General features: G+C 51.3%; 25 protein-coding genes and 1 other annotated feature. Of the genes, 14 read left to right on the forward strand and 11 right to left on the reverse strand.

The annotated features are described in order from the left end of the window. Window positions 1–228 precede the first annotated feature (228 nt). The 8 genes from AC236I_RS08260 to AC236I_RS08295 all read left to right on the forward strand — a co-directional run bounded on the left by AC236I_RS08260 (window position 229) and on the right by AC236I_RS08295 (window position 9,631). A complete protein-coding gene (locus tag AC236I_RS08260; protein WP_015583927.1) occupies window positions 229–996 on the forward strand; it encodes an ABC transporter permease in 768 nt (255 codons plus the stop codon). Next, window positions 996–1,736 (forward strand): O-antigen export ABC transporter ATP-binding protein RfbB, encoded by a 741-nt coding sequence (rfbB, locus tag AC236I_RS08265; protein ID WP_000433876.1) that lies wholly within the window; start codon window positions 996–998, stop codon window positions 1,734–1,736. Before AC236I_RS08260 ends, rfbB begins: the two co-directional genes overlap by 1 nt. Before the next feature lie 14 nt (window positions 1,737–1,750). After that, on the forward strand, window positions 1,751–3,643 hold the full coding sequence (locus AC236I_RS08270; protein WP_047665315.1) for a DUF4422 domain-containing protein: 1,893 nt from the start codon (window positions 1,751–1,753) through the stop codon (window positions 3,641–3,643). An 18-nt stretch (window positions 3,644–3,661) separates the two neighbouring features. Continuing rightward, window positions 3,662–4,816 carry a UDP-galactopyranose mutase gene (gene glf, locus AC236I_RS08275; protein ID WP_044352105.1) on the forward strand — a complete coding sequence of 385 codons (1,155 nt, stop codon included), beginning with the start codon at window positions 3,662–3,664 and terminating at the stop codon, window positions 4,814–4,816. Beyond that, window positions 4,813–5,703: a glycosyltransferase gene (locus tag AC236I_RS08280; RefSeq protein ID WP_487608752.1), complete on the forward strand. Its 891-nt coding sequence runs from the start codon at window positions 4,813–4,815 to the stop codon at window positions 5,701–5,703. Before glf ends, AC236I_RS08280 begins: the two co-directional genes overlap by 4 nt. After that, window positions 5,704–6,849 (forward strand): glycosyltransferase family 4 protein, encoded by a 1,146-nt coding sequence (locus AC236I_RS08285; RefSeq protein WP_023157139.1) that lies wholly within the window; start codon window positions 5,704–5,706, stop codon window positions 6,847–6,849. Between the two features lie 121 nt (window positions 6,850–6,970). Further along, window positions 6,971–8,275, forward strand: coding sequence for a glycosyltransferase family 2 protein (locus AC236I_RS08290; protein WP_487608753.1), 1,305 nt, complete (start codon window positions 6,971–6,973; stop codon window positions 8,273–8,275). Between the two features lie 348 nt (window positions 8,276–8,623). After that, window positions 8,624–9,631, forward strand: a complete 1,008-nt coding sequence (locus tag AC236I_RS08295) for an acyltransferase family protein (RefSeq protein WP_044023510.1) — start codon at window positions 8,624–8,626, stop codon at window positions 9,629–9,631. Between the two features lie 106 nt (window positions 9,632–9,737). Here AC236I_RS08295 and hisIE read toward each other — a convergent pair whose 3' ends face one another. From hisIE to hisL, 9 genes are all read right to left on the reverse strand, one after another. Further along, window positions 9,738–10,337, reverse strand: a complete 600-nt coding sequence (gene hisIE / locus AC236I_RS08300) for a bifunctional phosphoribosyl-AMP cyclohydrolase/phosphoribosyl-ATP diphosphatase HisIE (RefSeq protein ID WP_015583934.1) — start codon at window positions 10,335–10,337, stop codon at window positions 9,738–9,740. Then, window positions 10,331–11,107: an imidazole glycerol phosphate synthase subunit HisF gene (gene hisF / locus AC236I_RS08305; RefSeq protein ID WP_004864530.1), complete on the reverse strand. Its 777-nt coding sequence runs from the start codon at window positions 11,105–11,107 to the stop codon at window positions 10,331–10,333. The genes hisIE and hisF overlap by 7 nt, the downstream gene beginning before the upstream one ends. Beyond that, a complete protein-coding gene (gene hisA / locus AC236I_RS08310; protein ID WP_487608754.1) occupies window positions 11,089–11,826 on the reverse strand; it encodes a 1-(5-phosphoribosyl)-5-[(5-phosphoribosylamino)methylideneamino]imidazole-4-carboxamide isomerase in 738 nt (245 codons plus the stop codon). The genes hisF and hisA overlap by 19 nt, the downstream gene beginning before the upstream one ends. Then, complete coding sequence (gene hisH / locus AC236I_RS08315; RefSeq protein WP_266280178.1) at window positions 11,826–12,416, reverse strand: imidazole glycerol phosphate synthase subunit HisH; 591 nt, start codon at window positions 12,414–12,416, stop codon at window positions 11,826–11,828. Before hisH ends, hisA begins: the two co-directional genes overlap by 1 nt. Then, window positions 12,416–13,483, reverse strand: a complete 1,068-nt coding sequence (gene hisB, locus AC236I_RS08320; protein WP_487608755.1) for a bifunctional histidinol-phosphatase/imidazoleglycerol-phosphate dehydratase HisB — start codon at window positions 13,481–13,483, stop codon at window positions 12,416–12,418. The genes hisH and hisB overlap by 1 nt, the downstream gene beginning before the upstream one ends. Further along, a complete protein-coding gene (hisC, locus tag AC236I_RS08325; RefSeq protein ID WP_127673687.1) occupies window positions 13,480–14,541 on the reverse strand; it encodes a histidinol-phosphate transaminase in 1,062 nt (353 codons plus the stop codon). The genes hisB and hisC overlap by 4 nt, the downstream gene beginning before the upstream one ends. Beyond that, complete coding sequence (hisD, locus tag AC236I_RS08330; RefSeq protein ID WP_064359043.1) at window positions 14,538–15,842, reverse strand: histidinol dehydrogenase; 1,305 nt, start codon at window positions 15,840–15,842, stop codon at window positions 14,538–14,540. Before hisD ends, hisC begins: the two co-directional genes overlap by 4 nt. Window positions 15,843–15,898: 56 nt before the next feature. Beyond that, the gene (hisG, locus tag AC236I_RS08335; protein ID WP_015583940.1) at window positions 15,899–16,798 is read right to left on the reverse strand and encodes an ATP phosphoribosyltransferase; all 900 of its coding nucleotides are present in this window, start codon (window positions 16,796–16,798) and stop codon (window positions 15,899–15,901) included. 46 nt (window positions 16,799–16,844) lie between these two features. Beyond that, window positions 16,845–16,967 (reverse strand) — a sequence feature (His leader region). After that, the gene (gene hisL, locus AC236I_RS08340) at window positions 16,943–16,993 is read right to left on the reverse strand and encodes a his operon leader peptide (RefSeq protein WP_099130698.1); all 51 of its coding nucleotides are present in this window, start codon (window positions 16,991–16,993) and stop codon (window positions 16,943–16,945) included. It overlaps the preceding feature by 25 nt. A 175-nt stretch (window positions 16,994–17,168) precedes the next feature. Between hisL and AC236I_RS08345 the strand changes: the two genes are divergently transcribed. The 4 genes from AC236I_RS08345 to AC236I_RS08360 all read left to right on the forward strand — a co-directional run bounded on the left by AC236I_RS08345 (window position 17,169) and on the right by AC236I_RS08360 (window position 20,571). Beyond that, window positions 17,169–17,993 (forward strand): SDR family oxidoreductase, encoded by an 825-nt coding sequence (locus AC236I_RS08345; protein WP_015583941.1) that lies wholly within the window; start codon window positions 17,169–17,171, stop codon window positions 17,991–17,993. 37 nt (window positions 17,994–18,030) lie between these two features. Next, window positions 18,031–18,921, forward strand: a complete 891-nt coding sequence (locus tag AC236I_RS08350) for a LysR family transcriptional regulator (protein ID WP_032717873.1) — start codon at window positions 18,031–18,033, stop codon at window positions 18,919–18,921. A gap of 236 nt (window positions 18,922–19,157) precedes the next feature. Then, window positions 19,158–19,223 (forward strand): membrane protein YoeI, encoded by a 66-nt coding sequence (yoeI, locus tag AC236I_RS08355; RefSeq protein ID WP_099002043.1) that lies wholly within the window; start codon window positions 19,158–19,160, stop codon window positions 19,221–19,223. Further along, window positions 19,213–20,571, forward strand: coding sequence for an APC family permease (locus AC236I_RS08360; protein WP_004864512.1), 1,359 nt, complete (start codon window positions 19,213–19,215; stop codon window positions 20,569–20,571). The genes yoeI and AC236I_RS08360 overlap by 11 nt, the downstream gene beginning before the upstream one ends. Window positions 20,572–20,679: 108 nt before the next feature. Here AC236I_RS08360 and AC236I_RS08365 read toward each other — a convergent pair whose 3' ends face one another. Beyond that, window positions 20,680–20,979 carry an ArsR/SmtB family transcription factor gene (locus AC236I_RS08365; protein WP_004864510.1) on the reverse strand — a complete coding sequence of 100 codons (300 nt, stop codon included), beginning with the start codon at window positions 20,977–20,979 and terminating at the stop codon, window positions 20,680–20,682. 240 nt (window positions 20,980–21,219) lie between these two features. On the opposite strand from AC236I_RS08365, the gene fusA reads away from it, so the two are divergent. Then, the gene (gene fusA / locus AC236I_RS08370; protein ID WP_204111650.1) at window positions 21,220–23,322 is read left to right on the forward strand and encodes an elongation factor G; all 2,103 of its coding nucleotides are present in this window, start codon (window positions 21,220–21,222) and stop codon (window positions 23,320–23,322) included. 114 nt (window positions 23,323–23,436) lie between these two features. On the opposite strand, the gene sbcB is transcribed toward fusA, so the two are convergent. Next, on the reverse strand, window positions 23,437–24,861 hold the full coding sequence (sbcB, locus tag AC236I_RS08375; RefSeq protein WP_487608829.1) for an exodeoxyribonuclease I: 1,425 nt from the start codon (window positions 24,859–24,861) through the stop codon (window positions 23,437–23,439). Window positions 24,862–25,041: 180 nt separating this feature from the next. On the opposite strand from sbcB, the gene dacD reads away from it, so the two are divergent. Beyond that, window positions 25,042–26,208, forward strand: a complete 1,167-nt coding sequence (gene dacD, locus AC236I_RS08380; RefSeq protein WP_004864504.1) for a serine-type D-Ala-D-Ala carboxypeptidase DacD — start codon at window positions 25,042–25,044, stop codon at window positions 26,206–26,208. Window positions 26,209–26,329: the final 121 nt, after the last annotated feature.

Raw genomic sequence — 26,329 nt, forward strand, 5'->3', positions numbered from 1 at the left:
AATCACATTTTCATTCAGCGGTTACTGAGGTTAGCGATCATCTCCGATTCCGGAGTGCTAATGCGCAGGAAAGATTGTTTACATATTGCTTGTGCAAAATAATGTTACAATTGGTCTTTGTTTATGGGAATAGCTGTTCGTCTCTCGAGCACAGCAGATCTTATCGATAATTCTGTTTGATACATATTACGTACGGAATTTTTTGTAGAATAATTTATGAGTATAAAAATGAAGTATAATATAGGGTATTTGTTTGATCTTCTTGTTGTTATAACAAACAAAGATTTAAAGGTACGTTATAAAAGCAGCGTATTTGGTTACTTATGGTCAATTGCGAATCCACTGCTTTTTGCAATGATATATTATTTCATTTTTAAACTCGTTATGCGAGTGCAGATCCCGAATTATACCCTTTTCTTGATTACCGGTTTATTTCCGTGGCAGTGGTTTGCCAGCTCGGCGACAAATTCCTTGTTTTCGTTTATAGCCAATGCGCAAATAATCAAAAAAACAGTTTTTCCGCGCTCAGTTATTCCATTGAGTAATGTCATGATGGAAGGGTTACATTTCTTGTGTACAATTCCTGTGATTATTGCATTCCTGTTCGTGTATGGTATGCGTCCATCGCTCTCATGGCTCTGGGGCGTACCAATTATTGCGCTTGGTCAGGTAATTTTTACATTTGGTATTTCAATCATATTTTCTACGCTCAATCTGTTCTTCAGGGATTTAGAGCGATTTGTCAGCCTTGGTATCATGCTCATGTTTTATTGCACGCCGATATTATATGCGTCAGATATGATTCCTGAAAAATTTAGCTGGATTATTACCTATAATCCTCTGGCAAGCATGATCCTCAGCTGGCGGCAGCTGTTCATGGATGGCGTCTTAAATTATGAATATATTTCAATCCTTTACATTACAGGTTTAGTCCTGACAATTGTGGGCCTGAGTATTTTTAATAAATTAAAATATCGATTTGCAGAGATTTTGTAATGGAACCAGTAATAAACTTTAGTCACGTTACGAAAGAGTATCCTCTTTACCACCATATTGGCTCAGGAATTAAGGATCTCGTATTTCACCCTAAAAGAGCTTTTCAGCTGTTAAAAGGGCGTAAATATCTTGCGATCGAAGACATTACCTTCACCGTGGGTAAAGGCGAGGCCGTAGCGCTGATTGGTCGTAACGGGGCCGGGAAAAGTACCTCCCTCGGGCTGGTGGCCGGCGTCATTAAGCCAACAAAAGGCACTGTTACAACCCAGGGGCGCGTTGCCTCAATGCTTGAGCTAGGCGGCGGTTTTCACCCTGAATTAACCGGGCGAGAAAATATTTATCTCAATGCGACCCTGCTTGGGCTACGCCGCAAAGAGGTTCAGCAACGGATGGATCGGATAATTGAGTTCTCCGAGCTGGGTGATTTCATTGACGAACCTATTCGCGTGTACTCAAGTGGTATGCTTGCGAAGCTTGGATTCTCTGTCATCAGCCAGGTAGAACCCGATATACTTATTATCGATGAGGTACTTGCTGTCGGTGACATTTCGTTCCAGGCCAAATGTATACAAACAATACGAGACTTCAAAAATAAGGGTGTAACGATATTATTCGTTAGCCACAATATGAGTGATGTTGAAAAAATCTGTGACAGAGTTGTTTGGATCGAAAACCATAAACTCCGCGAAATTGGCTCAGCAGAGAGAATCATTGAACTTTACAAGCAAGCAATGGCTTAATAATTGGTAATAAGATGAATAGTATCAAAATTTATACATGTCACCACAAACCCAGTGCTTTTCTAAATGCCTCTATTATTAAACCACTGCATGTCGGGAAGGCTAATACTTATAATGATATTGGCTGTGAAGGGGATGATAGCGGAGACAACATTTCCTTTAAAAACCCCTTCTATTGTGAGCTGACGGCCCACTACTGGGTGTGGAAGAATGAATCTCTGGCTGACTATGTGGGATTCATGCATTACCGCAGACACTTGAACTTTGCAGAACAACAAAATCATCCTGAGGATAACTGGGGGGTGGTCAACTACCCGCTCATCAATGCCGAATACGAAAGCCAGTTTGGATTAAGTGATGAATCCATAAGCACCTGCGTCGATGGATATGATCTGCTGTTACCCAAAAAATGGTCGGTAACATCGGCAGGAAGTAAGAATAACCTTGATCATTATGCAAAAGGTGAGTTTTTACACATTAAAGACTATCAGTCTGCCCTGGATGTCGTTGAAGAGCTGTATCCACAATATAAAGCTGCGATTCAACAATTCAATAATGCAACTGATGGTTATTATACGAACATGTTTGTTATGCGCAAAGACATGTTCCTGGATTATTCTGAATGGCTTTTTGCTATTTTGTCTAATCTTGAAGATCGGATTTCGATGAATAACTATAACGCTCAGGAAAAACGAGTTATAGGACACATTGCTGAGCGTTTATTCAATATCTATATCATCAAATGTCAACAAGATAAACAGCTAAAAATAAAAGAACTACAGCGCACGTTTGTTACTGCTGAAACATTTAATGGTAAATTAAAGCCCGTTTTTGACGAAAGCGTACCGGTTGTTATTAGTTTTGATAATAACTATGCATTAAGTGGCGGGGCATTAATCAATTCAATTGTTCGCCATTCTGATGCGAACAGAAACTATGATATCGTTGTTCTGGAAAATAAGGTCAGTCATTTAAATAAACAACGCCTTATCAAGCTAGTTGCTGGTCATAACAACATATCATTGCGCTTTTTTGATGTGAATTCATTCACTGAGATGAGTGATGTTCATACCCGTGCACATTTTAGTGCGTCGACCTATGCGCGCTTGTTCATCCCGCAACTTTTCCGCGAGTATAAAAAAGTTGTGTTTATCGATTCTGACACCGTGGTGAAGGCTGATTTGGCGACACTTCTGGATGTCGAGATCGGCACTAACCTGGTTGCCGCTGTTAAAGACATCGTCATGGAAGGGTTTGTGAAGTTTGGTACCATGTCAGAATCAGATGATGGCATTATGCCTGCAGAGCAATACCTGAAAAAGACATTAGGAATGACTAATCCTGACGAATATTTTCAGGCCGGGATTATTGTTTTTAATGTCGAACAAATGGTTAAAGAGAACACCTTTGCTCAATTGATGTCAGCATTGAAAGCCAAAAAGTATTGGTTCTTAGATCAGGATATCATGAACAAAGTCTTCTTTGGCCGAGTCAAGTTTTTACCATTAGAATGGAATGTGTACCATGGTAATGGTAATACCGATGATTTCTTCCCGAATCTCAAGTTTTCAACCTATATGCGGTTTTTGGAAGCCAGAAGAAATCCAAAAATGATTCACTATGCGGGTGAAAACAAACCATGGAATACTGAGAAAGTCGATTTCTATGATGATTTTCTTGAGAATGTTTTAAATACGCCATGGGAAAAAGAAATTTACTATCGCCAGTTACCTGTGGCCACGGTAGTACATAATCAACATACTGAACTGCAGCAAACCGTGTTACTGCAGACAAAGATTAAACGAGCTTTAATGCCATATGTTAACAAATATGCTCCTGTCGGTTCGCCAAGAAGAAATAAGCTCACTAAATATTATTATAAAGTTCGCCGCTCGATTCTTGGCTAATATAACTGGAGATACATTATGAAGCGTAACAATATTCTCATCGTCGGCGCTGGTTTTTCAGGTGTGGTCATTGCCCGCCAGCTTGCTGAACAAGGTCACAAGGTTAAAATCATCGATCAGCGGGACCACATTGGAGGAAACTCTTATGACACTCGCGATCCTCAGACTGATGTCATGGTTCATGTCTACGGTCCGCATATTTTCCATACGGATAATGAAACCGTCTGGAACTATGTCAATCAGTATGCGGAAATGATGCCCTATGTGAATAGAGTAAAAGCTACTGTTAATGGTCAGGTTTTTTCACTGCCGATTAATCTGCATACTATTAATCAGTTCTTTGCTAAAACCTGTTCTCCTGATGAAGCTCGCGCGCTCATTAGCGAAAAAGGTGATAGTTCCATTCTGGAACCGAAGACTTTTGAAGAGCAGGCCTTGCGCTTCATTGGTAAAGAATTATACGAAGCGTTCTTCAAAGGCTACACCATAAAACAGTGGGGGATGCAGCCTTCTGAGCTTCCGGCATCTATACTCAAACGTTTGCCTGTGCGTTTCAATTATGACGATAATTATTTCAATCATAAATTCCAGGGCATGCCGAAGTTAGGCTATACCCATATGATTGAAGCGATCGCCGATCATGAAAATATCACTCTGCAATTACAGCGTGAGTTTGCGGCTGAAAATCGCGAAAGTTATGATCATGTATTTTATAGCGGGCCGTTAGACGCCTTCTATTCATACCAGCATGGGCGTCTTGGCTACCGTACTCTGGACTTTGAGCGATTTACCTGGCAAGGTGATTACCAGGGCTGCGCGGTCATGAACTATTGCTCAGTTGATGTCCCGTATACGCGCATTACGGAGCATAAATATTTTTCCCCGTGGGAAAACCACGAAGGCTCCGTATGTTACAAAGAATATAGTCGCGCCTGCGGTGAAAATGATATTCCTTACTATCCAATCCGCCAGATGGGCGAGATGGCTCTGCTGGATAAATATCTATCACTGGCGGAAGGTGAGAAAAATATTACTTTCGTCGGACGCTTAGGGACTTATCGCTATCTTGATATGGATGTAACGATTGCAGAAGCCTTAAAAACGGCCGATAAATACCTGTCTTCATTGTCCAACGACGAAGCAATGCCTGTATTTGTGGCCGATGTACGATGAAACATACTGCACTAATAGTCACTTTCAACCGTCTTGAGAAGCTTAAAAAGACGGTTGCTGAAACTGTTAAGCTGCACTTTACCTCTATCGTTATTGTCAATAATGGGTCCACGGATGGGACCTCTGACTGGCTGCAGACAATCACTGATCCCCGAGTCATTGTCTTAAATCTGGCCAGTAATAACGGGGGGGCCGGCGGGTTTAAGGCCGGTAGTCAATATATATGCAGTTCTGTTGATAGCGATTGGGTCTTCTTTTATGACGATGATGCTTATCCGCAAAGTGATATTCTTGATAAGTTCGCGACGATAAATAAAGAAGATTGTCGTGTTTTTACGGCTTTAGTTAAAGATTTACAGGGCCGGACATGTGCGATGAATGTTCCATTTGCAAAAGTCCCGACCTCGTTTAGTGATACCTTGCAATATATCAAATATCCCCAACGATATGTACCAGATAATAAGAAAATGCTGGTGCAAACCGTTTCATTTGTTGGCATGATCATTAAGCGTGAAGTCTTGAATGAGCACCTTCATCATATTTATGATGAACTTTTCCTTTATTTTGATGATCTCTATTTTGGTTATCAATTAACTTTAAGTGGCGAGAAAATCACTTATCAACCGGAACTTGTTTTTACTCATGACGTGAGTATTCAGGGAAAGGTTATATCGCCAGAGTGGAAGGTTTACTATCTTTGTCGGAACTTGATTTTGGCTAAGAGAATATTCAGGGAAGTTGAAATTTTTAGTAGTTCATCAATCCTTTTGCGCCTGTGTAAGTATATCACCATATTCCCTGTGCAGCGCCGGAAATGGGTATATCTAAAGTTTTTATGCCGTGGGATTGTACATGGTGTAAAAGGAATCAGCGGTAAGTTTCACTAAGTGGACATAGCAATGAAAAAACTGTGTTATTTCATAAATTCGGATTGGTATTTTGATTTGCATTGGACCGATCGTGCAATTGCCGCCCGAGATGCCGGTTATGAGATTCACATTATTAGCCATTTTGTCGATGATAAAATAGCGGAAAAATTCAGGACATTAGGTTTTGTTTGCCATAACATTCCACTTGTCGCCCAATCATTCAACGTTTTGATTTTCTTTCGGGCCTTTTCTAAGGCTCGGAAAATTATTCAAAACATCAATCCAGATTTATTGCACTGCATTACCATCAAGCCCTGTTTGATCGGCGGTTTTCTGGCTAAAAGTACCCATCGTCCTGTTATTCTGAGTTTTGTCGGTTTGGGCCGAGTATTTTCCGCAGAGTCTGCCTGTCTTAAGCTGCTGCGAAGTTTTACTGTCATGGCATATAAGTATATTGCCAGTAACAAATGCAGCTTGTTTATGTTCGAACATGATAAAGACAGAGCTAAACTTGCCGATCTGGTTGGTATCGATTACAAACAAACTATTGTTATTGATGGTGCGGGTATTAATCCAGAGATTTACAAATACTCTCTGGAGCAGCAGCGTGATGTTCCGGTCGTCCTTTTTGCCAGCCGTATGCTGTGGAGTAAAGGACTGGGTGACCTGATTGAAGCCAAAAAAATACTGAGTAATAAAAATATTCACTTTACGCTGAATGTTGCCGGTATTTTAGTTGAGAATGATAAAGACGCAATTCCGCTGGCGACGATACAGAAGTGGCAAAGCGAAGGCGTGATTAACTGGCTCGGTCATTGCTCTAATGTATTTGATTTAATTGAAGAATCAAATATCGTTGCTTTGCCGTCGGTCTACGCCGAAGGCGTACCGCGTATCTTGCTGGAAGCTTCCTCTGTCGGGCGCGCTTGTATCGCTTATGATGTTGGTGGCTGTGATAGCTTAATTATCAATAACGATAATGGGTTGATTGTAAAAAGTAAATCTGTCGAGGAATTAGCGGAGAAACTCGGTTTCCTGTTGGATAACCCAGAAACGCGCGTCGCAATGGGTATCAATGGCAGAAAGCGCATTCAAGATAAATTCTCGAGCGTGATGATCATTAATAAAACATTAAAAACATATCGTGATGTTGTTGAAGAGTAATTTTTGATGAAGCTCAGTCGCTTTCATCTTACCCATCCTTAATAAACTGGCAACCTACAAATTAAACGCTACCCATAAATAAATATAATTGCGTTTATAAGCTAAGCGTCAAGGTGATTGCATGTCTGAAAAAAAGAGTATAGCTGTTTCCGTTATTATCCCTGTGCACAATGCGGCGGGATATATTTCCGACACATTGAGCACTGTTTTGTCGCAAACATTAAATGATATTGAAATCATTATTGTCAACGATTGTTCTGACGATAATACCTTAGAGATTGTCTCGGCGCTGGCTGAAACTGATTCACGAATTAGAGTCATTAACAACACGACAAATCTTGGTGGGGGAGGCTCAAGAAACATCGGGTTGGATGCTGCTACCGGTGAGTACGTTATTTTTCTTGATGACGACGATTATGCCGATAACATGATGTTGGAGCGCATGTACGCACGTGCTAGCGATATACAAGCGGATGTTGTTATCTGTCGCAGCCAGTCTTTTGATCCCGCCTTGCAGGTTTATGCTCCGATGCCATGGTCAGTGCGCCAGGAGCTGTTACCTGATCTCAAGTTTTTTTCATCCCAGGATATTCCCTCTGACTTTTTCCGCACCTTTGTCTGGTGGCCATGGGACAAGCTTCTCAGGCGTCAATTTATTACTAGTCATCAGCTTCGCTTTCAGGAAATCAGGACGACCAACGATCTTTTCTTCGTCTGCGCATTTATGCTCATGGCGAACAGAATTTCGGTCTTAAATGAAACGTTAATTTCTCATACCATCAACCGTAGTGAATCCCTATCCGCCACGCGAGCAGAGTCGCACCGCTGTGCTGTTGAAGCATTGGTGGCGCTTAAAGCGTTTATCTGTCAGCAGGGGATGATGGAACACCGTCTCAGAGATTATAAAAACTATGTTGTCGTGTTCCTTGAGTGGCATTTAAACACGATTTCTGGTCCGGCATTTCACCCGTTTTATCAGCAAGTGAAAGAGTTTGTTGTTGCGCTGGATGCAAAGAGTGATGATTTTTATGATGAATTTATCGCCGCCGCCCATCATAGGATCACCACGCTGTCAGCTGAAGAGTACCTATTCTCTCTTAAAGATCGGGTTCTGAAGGAACTTGAGTTTTTCCAGGCCAGGAGCTCCGCATTACAGCAAGAAGTTGAGACGCTTACCCACTCATTCGCCGGGCAAAAGGATGAAAATGCGATATTGCATAATCAATTGCATGAGATTGAAGAGCGGGTAACTGAACAGGAACAGAATATTCGTCAGTTAACCGACAAAAATAATGATATGCATCATGAGATGACTATCAAACAGCAAGAGTTCAATGAAATTTATCAGCATCACAAAAATTTAATCTCTTCTTTATCCTGGAAGTTGACTAAGCCGCTACGCGTGGTAAGACGTTTTTTTAAATAATTTCAAAAAGAAGTTAAGCAAGTTTCACTTCTTTGTCAGTGATCTTGTTATTTTCAATAAAGATGTTTTTTCGTTAAATAAAAGAGCTCGTGGTCACATGATTTCCGAGTCTCTATTCCTGTTAGATTAATGATTTATTAGCTAGAGAGTAATAGATTTTTTGTCGAGTTTTACTGGGGGCAGTAAAATTTCGATGTGTGTACTTGTGTTTTTTGTGACTTCCTGCCTTTAAAATTTTTCCTATTGGGTAGTAATCACCTTTGAATATTGATAGCTATTCTTTTTATTACTAATAAATTCTTTCTTCTAAAAGAATGTAGTTTTACTCATTGGAATATGGGGTGTAGATTGTCTGTTAACAGATTTGATGCCATTGATGGCACTCGTGGGATATTGGCGGGTATGGTCATGCTCAGCCATATGTTTGGCAGCTTTATGGGTTGGCCGCAAGTCAGACCATTTAGCGGTGCCTATCTGTGTGTGGTATATTTTTTCATCATGAGTGGCTTTGTTCTAACCTATGCCCACGCATCAGGAAACTTTTTCAAATACGTTCTTACACGATTTGCCCGATTATGGCCGCTTCATTTTCTGTCGACGATGCTGATGGTAGCCATTTATTACTATAATGCGCACCATGGCGGCTACGTTTCCAGCCCGGATGTTTTTTCTATTAGCGTGATATTAAAAAATATATTATTTCTTCATGGTCTTTATTGGCATGACTTCAAGTTAGTCAATGAACCATCGTGGAGTATCAGTATTGAATTCTGGGTATCGCTTTTAATTCCTCTGATCTTTACGCGATTAGGAAATATGACTCGCGCTGTTGTTGCAGGATTGTTTTTTATTTTCCTGTGGCATAAACATCCATCAGGGATACCCCCATCAATGCTGACAGCAATGCTGTCAATGCTGATTGGTTCATTGTTTTTTTCTTTATCACAGACAGAGTATTTTAAGTGTCTGATGAAAGAAAAATTTATGGCATTTTTTATTACCGCTGCGGCTGTCGTATCGATCGTTGGCGTATATGCTATGAACCATAGCCGACTGGATTACTTTTTATTTGTTGCATTTATTCCGATGCTATTTATCGATCATCTTCCGGATAATCAACTAATAAAGAGAGTTTTCACTTCAAATTTATTCTTATTTCTCGGTTATATTAGTTTCCCTTTATATTTATTGCATGAGCTGGTTATCGTATCCGGATTCATTTTTGACGCTGAGAATGCCTGGGTATCGATATCATTAGCGGCATTTGCCTCAATATTCATTGCCTATATTTATGCCCGATTTATCGATTATCCTCTCTATCGGGCATTAAAGCGTCAGATTGCCAAAATAAGTTAATTATGGTTTGGATTTTATTGAACGGTAGTTGACTGATTAGTGCGCTGTCGCCGGAGTAGCGTTGCGACGCTTAAAAGGGGAGGGGGAATCCCCTCCCTTCATCGATTTATTTATGCCGGCTACGCAGGTTCTCGACCACTGCCGTCAAATCCAGCCCCTGATCCTGCAGCAGTACCAGCAGGTGATACATCAGATCCGACGCTTCGTTCTTCAGTTCGAACTGGTCATGCACCGTTGCGGCCAGCGCGGTTTCCACGCCTTCTTCCCCGACCTTTTGCGCAATACGCTTGGTACCGCTGGCGTACAGCTTCGCGGTATATGAGCTTTGCGGATCCGCATGCTTACGCTCGGCCAGCAGTTGCTCCAGCTGATACAGGAACAGCCACTGGTGCCCGGCGTCACCGAAGCAGCTTGATGTGCCTTTATGGCAGGTCGGACCGATTGGGTTAACCAGCACCAGCAGGGTATCGTTGTCGCAATCCGGCGTAATGCTCACCACGTTGAGAAAGTTGCCGGAGGTTTCCCCTTTGGTCCACAGACGCTGTTTGGTCCGCGAATAAAAGGTCACTTTACCGCTCTCTTCGGTCTTCGCCAGCGCATCCTGATTCATATAGCCCAGCATCAGGACTTCGCCGGAGATGGCGTGCTGTACGATGGCCGGCATCATGCCGTCGGTTTTTTCCCAGTCCAGCTGTTCAGTTAACATACCCTAATCTCCACGCCCTGTGCTGCCAGGTACGTTTTTAGTTCACCAATATTAATAATCTGCTTGTGGAACACCGACGCCGCCAGCGCACCGTCGACGTTGGCGTCGCGGAAGGCTTCAAGGAAGTGCTCCATGGTGCCGGCGCCGCCGGAGGCGATAAGCGGTACGTGGCAGACGGCGCGGACTTTGCGCAACTGCTCAAGATCGTAGCCGTTACGCACGCCGTCCTGATTCATCATGTTCAGCACGATCTCGCCGGCGCCACGTTTCTGGACTTCCTGCACCCAGTCGAGAGTCTCCCACTGAGTCACGCGCGTGCGGCTCTCATCGCCGGTGTACTGGTTGACGTGATATTTACCGCTCTCGGCATCAAACCAGGTGTCGATACCCACCACAATACACTGCACGCCAAAACGATCGGCCAGACGGGTAATCAGCGTCGGATCGGCCAGCGCCGGGGAGTTAATCGAAATCTTGTCGGCGCCGAAGGAGAGAATCTGCGCCGCATCGTCGAGGGATTTAATTCCGCCCGCGACGCAGAAAGGAATATCGATCACTTCCGCTACCCGCGACACCCAGCTTTTATCGACGACGCGGCCGTCGCTGGAGGCGGTGATATCGTAGAACACCAGCTCATCAGCGCCTTCGTCGGCATAGCGTTTCGCCAGCGGGACGATATCGCCGATGATTTCGTGATTACGGAACTGCACGCCTTTCACTACCTGGCCGTCACGAACGTCGAGGCAGGGGATTATTCGTTTTGCCAGCATTGAATGGCCTCCGTTACATTAAATTTACCTTCCAGCAGCGCGCGACCGACAATCACGCCGCGCACACCGGTTCCGCGCAGCGCGGCAATATCCTGCAGATCGCCGATACCGCCAGAAGACTGAAAGGCCACCTGCGGATAGCGGGCGCACACTTCTTCATACAGCGCGACGTTGGACCCCGCCAGAGTGCCATCGCGAGAGATATCGGTGCACAGGACGTGCTGCAGCCCGACGGATTGATAGCTCTCCACCAGCTCCTCCAGCGTCACGCCGGAGTTTTCCTGCCAGCCGCTGACTGCCACCTGCTTGTTGCCTTCCGCGTCGATACGTACGTCCAGCGCCAGCACCAGATGCTGCGGGCCAAAACGCTTAAACCAGCCTTTTACCACTTCCGGCGATTTCACCGCCGTCGAACCCACCACCACGCGCGCCACGCCTGCGGCAAGCAGGGCCGCCACATCTTCTTCCGTCCGCACGCCGCCGCCAACCTGCACCGGTACGTTCACGCCGGCCACCAGCGTTTTCAGCAGCGGGATCTGGCGCCTGGCCGGGTCTTTCGCGCCGGTCAGGTCGACCAGATGCAGCACTTCGGCCCCTTGCGCCGCGTACGACTGCAGGCGCGGCAGCGGATCGTTGCCGTAGTCGCGCTGCTGACCGTAATCGCCCTGATGGAGACGGACAACCGTGCCGTCAATTAAATCTAAAGCAGGAATGATCATCACATCTCCAGGAAGTTTTTCAGCAGCTGCGCGCCGGCGCTGCCCGAGCGTTCCGGGTGGAACTGGACGCCAAAAAAGTTATCTTTCTGTACCGCCGCGGTGAACGGCTCGCCGTAATGACACTGGGCGATGGTGTAAGGATTCACCGGCATGGCATAGCTGTGAACGAAATAAAAATAAGCGCCGTCATCGATACCGTGGAACAGACGATTCCCGGCTTTCGGATAGACCCGGTTCCAGCCCATATGCGGCAGCGGCAGCCCGTGGTCGGTCATTTTAGGCACGTCTTCTTCGATAATGCCCAGCAAATCCACGCCGTTGCTCTCTTCGCTACGCCGCCCCAGCAGCTGCATGCCGAGGCAGATGCCGAGCACCGGCTGGGTGCAGGCTTTCACCAGCTCAATCAGCTCGCGTTCGCGAATCTGGTCCATGGCCGCCTGCGCGGTACCGACGCCGGGTAAAAACAGTTTATCGGCGCGCAGCACCACATCCGGATCGCGGCTGACCGCCGGCTCATAGCCGTGGCGGCCGATTGCCGACTTTACCGAATTGAGGTTGGCGCAGCCGGTGTCGAGGATCACCACGTTCATCACAGGACTCCTTTCGACGAGGGCAGCGTATCGCCCTGCACGCGAATGGCCTGACGCAGCGTACGGCCAAAGGCCTTAAACAGGCTTTCGACGCGATGATGGTCGTTCTTGCCCTTCGTTTTCAGGTGCAGCGTGACCGCCATGGTGTAGGAGAGCGAGCGGAAGAAGTGCTCAACCATCTCGGTGCTCAGATCGCCGACGCGCTGATAGGCGAAGTCGGCTTTATATTCCAGGTGCGGGCGACCGGAAATATCCAGCGCGCAGCGGGCCAGACATTCGTCCATCGGCAGCACAAACCCAAAACGGTTGATCCCGCGCTTATCGCCCAGCGCCAGCCTCAACGCCTCGCCCAGCGCCAGACCGGTATCTTCCACGGTGTGGTGATCGTCAATATAGAGGTCGCCGCCAACGTTAATTTCAAGACGGAAGCCGCCGTGGGTGGCGATTTGATCGAGCATATGATCGAAGAAGCCGACGCCGGTGTGGATTTTGCTGCCGCCTTCGCGATCCAGCCAGACTTTGACATCCACCTGGGTCTCTTTGGTGTTGCGCTCAACGTGGGCATAGCGGTCGCGGCGAGTCAGCTGTTCGCAGATAGTCGGCCAGTTCAGCGTCTCGCGATCATAGCGCAGGCCAGTAATGCCCATGTTATCCGCCAGCTGGATGTCGGTGGCGCGATCGCCGATAACGTAGCTGTGAGCTTTATCCATGACGCCTTCTTCCAGCCACGGCAGCACCAGCTGGGTTTTCGGCTTACGGCATTCGCAGTTGTCAGCCGGCAGATGCGGACAAATCAGCACGTCGTCGAAACTGACGCCCTGGGAAGAGAACACCTGCATCATCAGATTGTGCGGGCCGTCAAACTCCGCCTGCGGCAGACTGTCGGTCCCCAGACCGTCCTGATTGGTGATCATCACCAGTTTGTAACCTTTCTGCTGCAGTTTCAGCAGGGCCGGGATCACCTGCGGCTCAAAGGCCAGCTTTTCAAAGCGGTCTACCTGAAAATCAACCGGTGGCTCGGAAATCAGCGTACCGTCACGGTCAATAAAGAGAAACTTCTGGGTCATACATTCTCCGCAGTCAAAGCGTCAATCACGCGCTGGCTCTCTGCACGGGTACCGATAGTGATACGCAAACAGCCGCTTAATGAGGGTTGTTTATTCTGGTCTCGTAAGATAATGCCCTGATCCCACAAAGATTTAAACACTGCGCTGGACGCTTTAAAGCGCACGAGGACATAGTTAGTCTCGGAGTCAAAGACCTGTTCAACGCACGGGATACCGCGCAGCTGGCCGATCAGATACTCGCGCTCGTCGAGAATCTGCGCCACGCGCGCGCGCATCGCGGCGATACCCTGCTCGTTGAGCGCCTGGGCGGCAATGTCGGCTACCGGCGTTGACAGCGGGTAGGGGGCGATGACCTTCATTAACAGGCTAATCACCTCGGCGTTCGCGAGGGTAAACCCACAGCGCAGCCCGGCGAGGGCAAAGGCTTTTGACAACGTGCGCAGCACCACCAGGTGCGGATAGTCGCTCAGCCAGCCGGCCAGCGTCGCCTGCGGGCAGAATTCGATATAGGCTTCATCGGCCACCACGATCGCCTTCCCGCGGGTCATCTCCAGCAGCTTACGCATGTCGTCGGGATTGATAATCTGTCCGGTCGGGTTATTGGGGCTGCAAACAAAAACCACCTTCACACCGTCGAGATTGGCGGCAATACCGGGCAGATCGAGCTGCCAGTCGCTCAGGGCCGGCACGGTACGACAGGCCACGCCGATGGTTTCGGCGCTGACGCTGTACATGCCGTAGGTTGGCGGGCAATAGAGCACCGCATCTTGTCCCGGTTCGCAGAAGGCGCGGATCAGCAGCTCGATACCTTCATCGGCGCCGCGGCTGACCAGAATCTGCTCCGGCTTAACGCCGGCATAGCGGGCATAATTCTCAATCACCGCCTTGGGCTGGCATTCCGGATAGCGGTTCAGCGTCTGCTGGGTCAGCTGAAATTCGACGGCGGTCGGGAATTCATTAGCGTTCAACCAGACATCGCCTTTGCCGCCCAGACGGCGAGCAGACTGATAAGGCGTCAGATCGCGCACGTTAGCGCGGGCTAAATCTTCGATGCTCATGCTTGCTCCTTAAGGGCTGCAACGCGCAGCGTAACGGCATTTTTGTGGGCGGTCAGGCGCTCTGCGGCGGCGAGGATCTCAATGGTCGAGGCGAGGGCGGCAAAACCTTCGCGCGACAGCTCCTGCACGGTCATTCGTTTCTGGAAGTCCGCCAGTCCCAGACTTGAACAGGTGGCGGTATAGCCATAGGTCGGCAGCACGTGGTTGGTGCCGGAGGCATAATCACCGGCGGACTCCGGCGACCAGTCGCCGAGGAACACCGAACCGGCGCTGGTAATGTTGTCAACCAGTTCACGGGCGTTACGGGTCTGGATAATCAGGTGTTCCGGACCGTACTGGTTGGAGATTTCTACGCACTGGGCGAGATCGCGGGCCACGATAATACGGCTGGCCGAGAGCGCTTCCCGGGCGGTCTCCGCACGCGGCAGCTCCGCCAGCTGGCGCTCAACGGCGCGGGCGACCTGTTGCCCCATCGCCGCATCCGGCGTCAGCAGGATCACCTGAGAATCCGGGCCGTGCTCCGCCTGCGACAGCAGATCAGAGGCGACAAAGTCCGGCGTCGCGCCGCCGTCGGCAATCACCAGCACTTCCGACGGTCCCGCCGGCATATCGATCGCCGCGCCGTCCAGTCGCTGGCTGACCTGGCGCTTGGCTTCGGTGACGAAGGCGTTGCCCGGGCCAAAAATCTTATCAACTTTTGCCACCGACTCGGTGCCGAAAGCGAGGGCGGCAATCGCCTGAGCGCCGCCGACGTTGAAGATTGTGCGCACGCCGCAAAGCTGGGCCGCGTAAAGAATCTCATCGGCAATCGGCGGCGGCGAGCACAGAACCACCTGCTGGCATCCCGCGATGCGCGCCGGCGTCGCCAGCATCAGTACCGTCGAGAACAGCGGCGCAGAACCGCCGGGAATATAGAGGCCGACGGAGGCGATAGGGCGAGTCACCTGCTGGCAACGTACGCCCGGCAGCGTCTCCACATCCACACCCGGCAGTTTTTGCGCGTTGTGGAAGGTCTCGATATTGCTGACCGCGACCGCCATGGCTTGTTTCAGCTCATCGCTGAGGCGCGCGCCGGCCGCGGCAATCTCTTCTTCGCTGACTTGCAGCGTTTTGACGTCGGTTTTATCAAACTTTGCGCTGTATTCACGCAGCGCCGCGTCGCCATTGTTTTTGACGTTATCAAGAATGTCCGCCACCGTGCGGGTGATGCTGTCGGAGGCAGAAATCGCCGGGCGCATTAAGAGCTGCTGCTGCTGTTGTGCGCTACAGCTGTTCCAGTCGATGATGGTATTGAAGCTCATGGTCGTTTCCCCTGTCTAATCTCTGAGACAGACCCGTCGGGCCTGTTCCCCGTGGATTACTCCATCATTTTCTCGATGGGCAGTACCAGAATGGAGCTGGCACCCAGCGCTTTCAGTTTTTCCATGGTTTCCCAGAACAGGGTTTCGCTGCTGACCATGTGCATGGCAACGCGCTGTTTGTCACCTGCCAGCGGCAGAATGGTCGGGCGCTCAGCGCCAGGCAGCAGGGCCACCACTTCCTCCAGACGTTCGGTCGGGGCGTGCATCATGATGTATTTGGATTCGCGCGCCTGAATCACCCCCTGAATACGGGTCAGCAGGCGGTCGATTAGCTGCTGTTTGGCATCGGCCATTTCGCCATCGCGCTGAATCAGGCAGGCTTTAGAGCGGAACATCACTTCCACTTCGCGCAGACCGTTGGCCTCCAGGGTGGCGCCGGTGGAGACCAGGTCGCAAATGGCGTCGGCCAGGCCAGCGCGCGGGGCGACTTCAACGGAACCGTTCAGCAGACAGGATTTAAAGGAGATGCCTTTCTGATCGAGGTAGCGCTTCAGCAGGTGCGGGTAGGAGGTGGCAATACGTTTGCCGTCCAGCGACGCCGGGCCGTCCCAGCGTTCATCCGCCGGAGTGGCCAGCGACAGGCGGCAGCCGCCAAAATCAAGACGACGCAGAGTGAAATAGCGCGGGTCTTCACCCTGAGCGCGACGGCTCAGCAGCTCTTCTTCCAGCACGTTCTCGCCAATGATGCCCAGATCCACCACGCCGTCCATAATCAGGCCCGGGATATCGTCATCGCGGACACGCAGAATGTCGATCGGCATATTTTCCGCCAGCGCAATCAGACGCTGGGTGTGCAAATTCACTTTAATGCCACAACGGCTCAGTAATTCGCGTGAATCTTCACTCAGGCGGCCTGATTTTTGAATAGCTATGCGTAAACGGCTGTTGTCTAACATTCTTGTTTCCTCTTAATTCCTGTCTGAATCTGTCCGAATTTGGTTCAAAAAAAAGCCCCCGGAAGTAAATCTTCCGGGGGCTCTATTCGCGCTCATGCACCTCTGGAAGATCTAAACGTCTTCCAGCACACATCGCCTGAAAGACTAGTCAGGATGATGGTGATGATGATGGTGTTTAAATTGAACGCTGTTCATAAAATTCTCTTTGAATGACTATGCATTTGATGCCTTTTAACCTAAACCACTTCAAGCGCAGAAAGCAAGGGCTTTTTACCATCATTAATTCATTTCATCTTCACTGAAGAAATTGTCAGTTGCCGCTGGCTGGCGTAGCCTTAAGTCAGCACAGCGAAAGAGTCAGGAGCCAGGTATGAAAAAGGTCGCAATTGTCGGTTTAGGATGGCTGGGCATGCCGCTCGCTTTGTCATTGAGCGCGCGGGGATGGCAGGTTACCGGCAGCAAAACCACCCAGGACGGCGTGGAGGCGGCGAGGATGTGCGGTATCGACAGCTTTCCGTTACGCCTGGAGCCGCAGCTGGTCTGCGATGCCGAAGATCTGGATGCATTGATGAACGTGGATGCGCTGGTGATTACGCTGCCGGCTCGCCGCAGCGGGCCCGGGGAGGATTTTTATCTGCAGGCGGTACAGGAGCTCGTCGATACGGCGCTGGCCTACCATATCCCGCGGATCGTCTTCACCAGTTCCACTTCCGTATACGGCAATGCCAGCGGGACGTTAAAAGAAAATTCGCCGCGCGATCCGCAAACCGCCAGCGGCAGGGTGTTGAAGGAGCTGGAGGACTGGCTGCACAACCTTCCGGGCACCTCGGTGGATATTTTGCGTCTGGCCGGACTGGTAGGACCCTCTCGTCATCCCGGGCGTTTCTTTGCCGGGAAGTCCGCGCCGGACGGTCAGCACGGCGTGAACCTGGTACACCTGCAGGATGTCATTTCAGCAATCGAGCTGCTGCTGCAGGCTCCGAAGGGCGGACACATCTATAATATATGTGCGCCCAAACATCCGGCGCGCGGCGTGTTCTATCCGCAAATGGCCCGTGAACTTGGCTTACCGGCCCCGGTGTTTGCCGATAGCCCAAATGGCGGCAGCGGAAAAATTATCGACGGTAACCGTATCTGCTATGAACTGGGGTTTGACTATCAGTACCCCGATCCGCTGGTGATGCCGATGGAGTAATCCGCCAGCGGGGAATCGCGAACCTAAGGGGGCGGCGATGAAACCACTGCTGGATGTCCTCGTCATTCTGGATGCGCTGGAAAAAGAGGGGAGCTTTGCCGCGGCGTCGGCAAAGCTGTACAAAACGCCTTCTGCGCTGAGCTATACCATTCATAAACTGGAAAGCGATCTCAATATTCAGCTGCTTGACCGCAGCGGCCATCGGGCGCGCTTTACCCCCACCGGACAGATGCTGCTGGAAAAGGGGCGCGAAGTTCTGCATACCGTCCGCGAGCTGGAAAAACAGGCGATTAAACTGCATCAGGGCTGGGAAAATGCGCTGGTGCTGGCGGTGGATAACACCTTTCCCTTCTTTTTACTGGCGCCTCTGGTGAGCCGCTTCTATCAGCAGCATACCGCTGCCCGACTGCGTTTTGTCCGCGATACGCCGGCCAGCGGCTGGAGTGCGCTGGTGGAAGGGCGGGCTGATATCGTCGTAGGGGTTTTAAGCGACCCGCCGGCGCTCGTCGGCTATGGCTTTAGCCCGCTGGGCGAGCTGGCGCACATCTTTGTTATCGCGCCGCAGCATCCGCTGGCAAAAATGGATGCGCCGCTAAGCTGGCGGGCGATGAAACACTATCGGGCTATCGTCAGCGGGGGAGAATGGCCGCCGGTTGACGATCAGGAAAGCCTCGTGACGTACGATTTTGCCGGCCAGCTGATGTTGATTAGCGCGGGGCTCGGATGGGGGTATGTGCCCAGGTATCTGGTGCAGGATCAGCTGGAAAGCGGTGAGCTGATAGAGAAAGAGGTGGCCTCTCATTTACCCGCGCATCGGGCATGGCTTGGCTGGAATGAAGACGCCGCCGGGCTCTCTTGCGCATGGTGGCGCAGCGAGATTTTAGCAAATAATGCTATCCATACGATCTATGATATTAAAATTGTATAAATATTAATCTGTTAAGTAATTGTGGCGACGATTTGCCGCTTCAACATCTTGTCATTTGGCCAGTAAGTGTTGCAAAATACGCGGCCTGAAAAAATAGAAACTAGCCGACGCTTTTTTAAAGTGTCGGTTATTTTTTTGCTTTAAAGACACATCATTCAATACCAAGAGGCCGGGCTTCGTACCGGATAGATATTTACTAAAAACCGACAGTCGTTGTCGCTGAGGAATACACTAAAATGGGGCAATTTTTTGCTTACGCGCTGGCCTTCGCCGTAAAAGGGGATAACCACCATGTCGCATAACGCTACTCCAAAAACCTCTCGCGTGGAATTACGTAAAACGCTTACGTTGATTCCGGTTGTAATGATGGGCCTGGCCTATATGCAGCCGATGACGCTGTTCGATACGTTTGGTATCGTCTCTGGTTTGACCGACGGTCACGTCGCGACGGCTTACGCCTTCGCGTTGATCGCCATTCTCTTTACGGCACTCAGCTACGGTAAACTGGTTCGTCGTTTCCCGTCAGCGGGTTCCGCTTACACCTACGCTCAGAAATCCATCAGCCCGGCCGTGGGCTTTATGGTGGGCTGGTCATCGCTGCTGGACTATCTGTTCATGCCGATGATCAACATTCTGCTGGCCAAAATTTACTTTGAAGCGCTGGTGCCTTCTATTCCTTCGTGGATCTTCGTTGTCGCGCTGGTGGCCTTTATGACCATCTCTAACCTGCGCAGCATCAAGACCGTAGCAAACTTCAACACCCTGATCGTTATCCTGCAGATGGGGATCGTGGCGGTGATTGTTGGCCTGATTATCTACGGCGTGATGCACGGCGAAGGCGCAGGCACACTGACCAGCACCCGTCCGTTCTGGTCTGAAGGGGCGCACGTGGTGCCGATGATTACCGGTGCGACCATTCTGTGCTTCTCGTTCCTGGGCTTCGATGGCATCTCTTCGCTGTCTGAAGAGACCAAAGACGCTGAGCGCGTGATTCCGAAGGCTATTTTCCTGACTGCGTTGATTGGCGGCCTGATTTTCATCGGTGCCTCTTACTTCCTGCAGCTCTATTTCCCGGATATCTCGCGCTTTAAAGATCCGGACGCATCGCAGCCTGAAATTATGCTGTACGTCGCGGGTAAAACCTTCCAGTGGGGCGTGCTGATCTTCTCCAGCGTGACCGTGCTGGCTTCCGGCATGGCCGCACATGCAGGCGTTTCTCGTCTGATGTACGTCATGGGCCGCGATGGCGTGTTCCCGACCCGTTTCTTCGGCTACGTACACCCGAAATGGCGTACTCCGGCGTGGAACGTGCTGCTGGTTGGCGCGATTGCTCTGCTGGCGATTAAATTCGACCTGGTGACGGCGACGGCGCTGATTAACTTTGGTGCGCTGGTGGCATTTACCTTCGTTAACCTGTCGGTCATCTCCCAGTTCTGGATCCGTGAAAAGCGTAACAAGACGCTGAAAGATCACTTTAACTACCTGATCCTGCCGGTGTGCGGCGCCCTGACCGTGGGTGCGCTGTGGATTAACCTGGAAGAGAGCTCAATGATTCTGGGCCTGATCTGGGGCGGTATTGGTCTGGTGTACCTGGCCTGCGTGACCAAAAGCTTCCGCAACCCGGTACCGCAGTACGAAGACGTAGCGTAACCATCGCCCGTTGTGATTAAAAAAGCCGGAGGGAAACCTCCGGCTTTTTTGTTTTTGTCTTCGGCCGTTCCCGGCCTGACTGCGGCTGATAACCCGAATCACGCCTTCCTACATCACCTTCAGAAGCGCATCCAGCAGCCCGGGAAAGCGCGCGTCGAGATCCTCCCGGCGCAGGGAAATCATATTCTCCCGCCCCTGAGGGCGCTGCCAGATGACGCCGCTATCGCGCAGGACGCGCCAGTGGTGGGTCATCGTCGACTTGGCGATGTCTTCATGACGCAATGCGTTACAGCTCTGCTCGCTGCCGTCGGCCAGGATGCGAACGATCTCCAGGCGCATCGGGTTACCAAGGGCAAAAAGAACATTTTCCAGGCGAATGTGTTCACGTTCGGGGTGATTGGCGATCATAATAATCCTGTGTCGGCGGTTGCGCGGCTCCCGGGAGTCGCGGCCCGTATCGGCGGCTGGCAGCTAATATATCCAAACTGAGGGTCTAACGCCACGCGTGCAAGCCGTCGCTTCACCAATGACAGTAATAGCAAAAATAGTTCGAATATACTCGTACAGTTGTACTATGATGACGGCAGTTAACCACTCTGCGGCACCATTTGGCCGCTTACTGACAGTCAAAATGACTAAGGACGCATCATGCCCCGACCCATCCCTCTCGAACGTTATCGCAACATCGGTATCTCCGCGCATATCGATGCCGGTAAAACCACCACCACCGAGCGCATTCTGTTTTACACCGGAATGAGCCACAAACTGGGTGAAGTACACGATGGCGCGGCAACCACTGACTGGATGGCGCAGGAGCAAGAGCGCGGAATTACGATTACTTCCGCTGCGGTGAGCTGCTTCTGGCCCGGCATGGACCGTAGCTTCGAGCCGCATCGTATCAATATTATCGATACCCCGGGCCACGTGGATTTCACCATCGAAGTAGAGCGCTCGATGCGCGTGCTGGATGGTGCGGTGATGGTCTATGACTCCGTCGGCGGCGTGCAGCCGCAATCGGAAACCGTGTGGCGACAGGCGAATAAATATCACGTTCCGCGGCTGGCCTTCGTCAATAAAATGGACCGTCCGGGCGCCGACTTCTTCCGCGTCGTGCAGATGATGATTGACCGCCTGAAAGCGAATCCCGTGCCGATCGTAATCCCCGTTGGTGCCGAGGAGCATTTCACCGGCGTGGTGGATCTCATCAAAATGCGCGCCATTTTATGGGATGACGCAACCCAGGGGATGACTTTCAGCTATGCGCCGGTACCGGACGAGCTGCTGGCAACCGCCCGGCAGTGGCGAGAAAAAATGGTCTCCGCAGCGGCGGAAGCTAACGATGAGCTGATGGATAAATATCTCGAGAGCGGCGAGTTGAGCGAGGCCGATATTGTGGCCGGGCTGCGTAAACGTACCGTCGGCGGCGAAATTCAGCCGGTGCTGTGCGGCAGCGCCTTTAAAAATAAAGGCGTGCAGCGGATGCTGGATGCGGTTATCGAACTGATGCCTTCGCCGCAGGATGTGCCGGCGATTGACGGCGTTGATGAGAAAGGGCTGCCGGCGGAACGCCATCCTGGCGACGACGAACCGTTCTCGGCGCTGGCGTTTAAACTGATGACCGACCCGTACGTCGGCCAGCTGACCTTTATTCGTGTCTATTCCGGCACCCTGAAAAAAGGCGATGCGGTCTATAATCCGGTCAAAGGCAAGAAAGAACGCATCGGGCGTATTGTGCTGATGCATGCCAACGATCGCCATGAAGTAGATGAGCTGCATGCCGGGGATATTGCCGCCTGCGTCGGGTTGAAAGATGTCACCACCGGCGACACCCTGTGCGATCCGAATGCGATCATTACCCTGGAACGGATGGAGTTCCCGGAGCCGGTGATTTCGCTGGCGATTGAGCCGAAAACCAAAGCGGATCAGGAGAAAATGGGGATTGCCCTACAGCGCCTGGCCTCTGAGGATCCCTCTTTCCGTCTGCATACGGATGAAGAGTCCGGACAGACGATTATTTCCGGGATGGGCGAACTGCACCTGGAAATTATCGTCGACCGGATGAAGCGTGAGTTTGGCGTTGAGGCGAATATCGGCCGTCCACAGGTCACCTACCGCGAAACACTGCGTAAAACGGTGAAAGAGGTGGAAGGTAAATTTGTCCGTCAGTCCGGCGGGAAAGGGCAGTATGGTCATGTTGTGCTGACCCTCGAACCGCTGGCGCCGGGGAGCGGCTTTGTGTTTGAAGACGCAACGAAAGGCGGCGTGGTGCCACGCGAGTACATTCCTTCGGTGGAGAAAGGCTTGCGTGAAGCGATGGGCACCGGCGTGCTGGCGGGTTATCCGGTCGTCGATGTCAAAGCGACCCTGACATTTGGTTCGTATCATGATGTCGACTCATCGGAAATGGCCTTCCGCATGGCGGCGATTTTCGGCTTCAAGGAGGGGGCGCGCAGAGCCGAGCCGGTGATTCTCGAACCGGTGATGCATGTGGAGGTGGAAACGCCGGAAGAGTATGCCGGGAATATTATGGGCGATCTCTCTTCTCGTCGTGGCATGGTGCAGGGGATGGAAGAGCGATTCGGCAGCCAGATTATCCGCGCGGATGTTCCGCTGGCTGAAATGTTTGGCTATTCCACTACGCTGCGCTCGATGTCGCAGGGACGAGCGACCTACAGTATGGAGTTCCATCACTACGCGGAAGCCCCGCGCAACGTGGCTGACGCGATTATCGCCAGCCGCGCCAAAGGCTAAATCACCGTTCCCGGGTCGTGGCTCTTGCCTCACCCGGGAGACGGGAGCGTGCTGTATTGGGTTTTATCGCCCGGACAAGGCGCAGCAAGCGCCGCCTCCGGGCGCTCCCGCAAATTAAACAATCTCCTGCGCGTATTGCCACAGCGCCTTCAGCTGCGCGAGCTTTTCACTGTCCTGTTCATGCTGTTGATACAGCATCTGCAACTCATCGGCATAGGCCTGCAAAAACGCCGGCGTAAACACCTCGCGACGATGTTCTAACCAGCGCTGCTGCTCGGCCTCGTCAAGGCTGCCGGGGAAGTTGCGGGCGCGGTAGTTAAACAGCAGACGCTCGATCCGTTTGTCGGCAAAAGTAATATCCAGCGCCGGCAGGTTGCGCGGCTCGGTTTCCAGCACAATTTTCATCGCCGCGCGGTCGGCATCGCTGAAAAAGCCGTTATAGAGCTGAGTATCGACGTTGTCGGAGGGAACAAACGGCTTCGCTTCAGCGAAAATAGCCACCGCTTTTTCCCGCACCTGCGGATGACTGCGCAACAGCTGCAGGTTATCCAGACAGCGCTGGCGGTTAATCCCCAGGCGGTCGGCATCCTGCGGGCGTAGCGTATTATCCTGCGCCAGCACCGGGCATTTGTTGAGATGAACCAGCTTAATCGGTACCGCCGCCAGTTCGCCCAGATCGGCTTTTGGCGTGTACAGACGCTCGCGTAGGGTATCGGCATCCAGTTCCAGCAGCGGCGTCATATCGCCGGCCAGATCGACCATGATCACCGCATTGCGGTTATCCGGATGCCAGGCCAGCGGTGCCACCAGGCTGGTGTTGCCGCGCGCCGCGCCGAACATGCCGGAAACATGGACCAGCGGCTTCATTTGCGGAACGTCGATCAGCGTCGCCAGCTTGCGCTTGTTGCGATGACTATAGAGATAGTCAAACAGACGCGGTTGCCGGGCTTTGACCAGTTTTGCCATGGCGATGGTGGCGTAAACGTCGGCCATCGCGTCGTGGGCGTTGCTGTGTTCAATATCATTAGCGACAGTCAGATGCTCAAGGCGAAAGCTTGGCAGTCCGTCGTCGTTCTCCGGCCAGTTGATCCCTTCCGGGCGCAGGGCGTAACAGGCGCGCATCACATCCAGCAGATCCCAGCGAGAGTTGTCGTGCTGCCAGCTCCAGGCGTAGGGATCGTAAAAGTTACGATAGAAAATATTCCGGCTGACCTCATCATCGAAGCGCACGTTGTTATAGCCGACGATGCAGGTTTTCGGCACCGTGAACAGATCGTGAATCCGGCGGGCAAAGGCGGCTTCATTATCGCCTTTGGCGTTCGCTTCCTGCGGGGTGATCCCGGTTATCATCACCGCCTGCGGCTGCGGCAGATAGTCGTCGGCCAGTTTGCAGTAGAAAACCTCCGGCTCACCGATGATATTCAGTTCGGCATCGGTGCGAATGGCGGCGAACTGGGCCGGCCGATCGAGCGCAGGGTGGGTACCGAAGGTTTCGTAATCGTGGAATAAAAATCCGGGCTGGTTGGCGCTATCTTGCATAATCTGTTCATTTTCCATGGTGGCTGGCACCCGTTATGGTAAACGATTTACCTGGGCATCAGAAGGGCGTTGGCTGCGCGGCGCTTTTGCCGTGTCATATTTTCTTGCAATTAAACCCTGATTTGAAAGGAGAACTTCCGTAAAAAGGACGGCGAATCTGTCAATTTAGAGGATATGCCGTTGAAAGGCCGTTTTTTTATTGCTGTAACTTTGCTCGCTTCGAGCGTTTCTTGCGCATTTGCTGCCAATGATTTCCCCGTCACCGTGCCGCCACCGTCCATTCAGGCGGGCTCCTGGGTACTGATGGATTACACGACCGGGCAGATCCTGACTGCGGGTAATGAACACCAGCAGCGCAACCCTGCCAGCCTGACCAAACTCATGACCGGATACGTCGTCGATCGCGCCATCGACAGTCATCGTATCTCCTTTGACGATATTGTGACCGTCGGCCGCGACGCCTGGGCGAAAGGCAACCCTGTCTTTGACGGCTCGTCGTTGATGTTCCTTAAGGCCGGCGATCGGGTCAGCGTCCGGGATTTAAGCCGCGGCCTCATCGTCGACTCCGGCAATGATGCCTGCGTGGCGCTGGCTGATTATGTCGCAGGCGGCCAGCCGCAGTTCGTGGCCATGATGAATGAGTACGTAAAAAAACTGCATCTGCAGGATACCCACTTTGAAACCGTGCATGGCCTGGATGCGCCGGGTCAACACAGCTCGGCGTACGATCTTGCGGTGCTGTCGCGGGCGATCATTCACGGCGAGCCCGACGTTTATCACATGTACAGCCAAAAAAGCCTGACGTGGAACGGGATCACCCAGCAGAACCGGAACGGGCTGCTATGGGATAAGACCATGAATGTTGATGGATTAAAGACCGGGCATACCTCCGGCGCCGGCTTTAACCTGATTGCCTCCGCGGTGGACGGCCAGCGGCGCCTGATTGCCGTAGTGATGGGGGCCGATAGCCCGAAAGGGCGCGAACAGCAGGCGGCAAAACTGCTGCACTGGGGCCAGCAAAATTTCGACACCGTTCAGGTGCTGCAAAAGGGCAAAAAGGTCGGCAGCGAACGTATCTGGTACGGTGATAAAGAACAAATCCAGCTGGGCACCGATCAGGATTTCTGGCTGGCGCTGCCGAAGTCGGAAGTGCCGCGTATTAAAGCCAAATATGTGCTGGATAAAAAAGATCTTGAGGCGCCAATTGCCGCAAATCAACGGGTCGGGGAAATCTCACTCTATGACGGCGACAAAGTGGTCGCTCACTGGCCGCTGGTGACGCTGGAAAGCGTCGGCAAGGGCGGGGTGTTCTCGCGGATGAGCGATTATCTGCATCACGCGCTGTAACCGCAACGCCCCGCACGGGGCGTTTTTTTTGCTCATTTTTCGCCCCCCTTCATTGGCCACTCTGTGAATCAGCGCACATACTGATGTGCATCACCTGGCTACAGTATATGTACATTTATAC

It is taken from the genome of Klebsiella sp. Sb-30 (genome assembly GCF_057652795.1).

Bases quoted from the DNA above. Each gene is read 5' to 3' on its own strand.
- AC236I_RS08260 (WP_015583927.1), top strand. From the start codon at position 229: ATGAAGTATAATATAGGGTATTTGTTTGATCTTCTTGTTGTTATAACA.
- rfbB (WP_000433876.1), top strand. From the start codon at position 996: ATGGAACCAGTAATAAACTTTAGTCACGTTACGAAAGAGTATCCTCTT.
- AC236I_RS08270 (WP_047665315.1), top strand. From the start codon at position 1,751: ATGAATAGTATCAAAATTTATACATGTCACCACAAACCCAGTGCTTTT.
- glf (WP_044352105.1), top strand. From the start codon at position 3,662: ATGAAGCGTAACAATATTCTCATCGTCGGCGCTGGTTTTTCAGGTGTG.
- AC236I_RS08280 (WP_487608752.1), top strand. From the start codon at position 4,813: ATGAAACATACTGCACTAATAGTCACTTTCAACCGTCTTGAGAAGCTT.
- AC236I_RS08290 (WP_487608753.1), top strand. From the start codon at position 6,971: ATGTCTGAAAAAAAGAGTATAGCTGTTTCCGTTATTATCCCTGTGCAC.
- hisIE (WP_015583934.1), bottom strand. From the start codon at position 10,337: ATGTTAACTGAACAGCTGGACTGGGAAAAAACCGACGGCATGATGCCG.
- hisF (WP_004864530.1), bottom strand. From the start codon at position 11,107: ATGCTGGCAAAACGAATAATCCCCTGCCTCGACGTTCGTGACGGCCAG.
- hisA (WP_487608754.1), bottom strand. From the start codon at position 11,826: ATGATCATTCCTGCTTTAGATTTAATTGACGGCACGGTTGTCCGTCTC.
- hisH (WP_266280178.1), bottom strand. From the start codon at position 12,416: ATGAACGTGGTGATCCTCGACACCGGCTGCGCCAACCTCAATTCGGTA.
- hisB (WP_487608755.1), bottom strand. From the start codon at position 13,483: ATGACCCAGAAGTTTCTCTTTATTGACCGTGACGGTACGCTGATTTCC.
- hisC (WP_127673687.1), bottom strand. From the start codon at position 14,541: ATGAGCATCGAAGATTTAGCCCGCGCTAACGTGCGCGATCTGACGCCT.
- hisD (WP_064359043.1), bottom strand. From the start codon at position 15,842: ATGAGCTTCAATACCATCATCGACTGGAACAGCTGTAGCGCACAACAG.
- hisG (WP_015583940.1), bottom strand. From the start codon at position 16,798: ATGTTAGACAACAGCCGTTTACGCATAGCTATTCAAAAATCAGGCCGC.
- AC236I_RS08345 (WP_015583941.1), top strand. From the start codon at position 17,169: ATGAAAAAGGTCGCAATTGTCGGTTTAGGATGGCTGGGCATGCCGCTC.
- AC236I_RS08350 (WP_032717873.1), top strand. From the start codon at position 18,031: ATGAAACCACTGCTGGATGTCCTCGTCATTCTGGATGCGCTGGAAAAA.
- AC236I_RS08360 (WP_004864512.1), top strand. From the start codon at position 19,213: ATGTCGCATAACGCTACTCCAAAAACCTCTCGCGTGGAATTACGTAAA.
- AC236I_RS08365 (WP_004864510.1), bottom strand. From the start codon at position 20,979: ATGATCGCCAATCACCCCGAACGTGAACACATTCGCCTGGAAAATGTT.
- fusA (WP_204111650.1), top strand. From the start codon at position 21,220: ATGCCCCGACCCATCCCTCTCGAACGTTATCGCAACATCGGTATCTCC.
- sbcB (WP_487608829.1), bottom strand. From the start codon at position 24,861: ATGCAAGATAGCGCCAACCAGCCCGGATTTTTATTCCACGATTACGAA.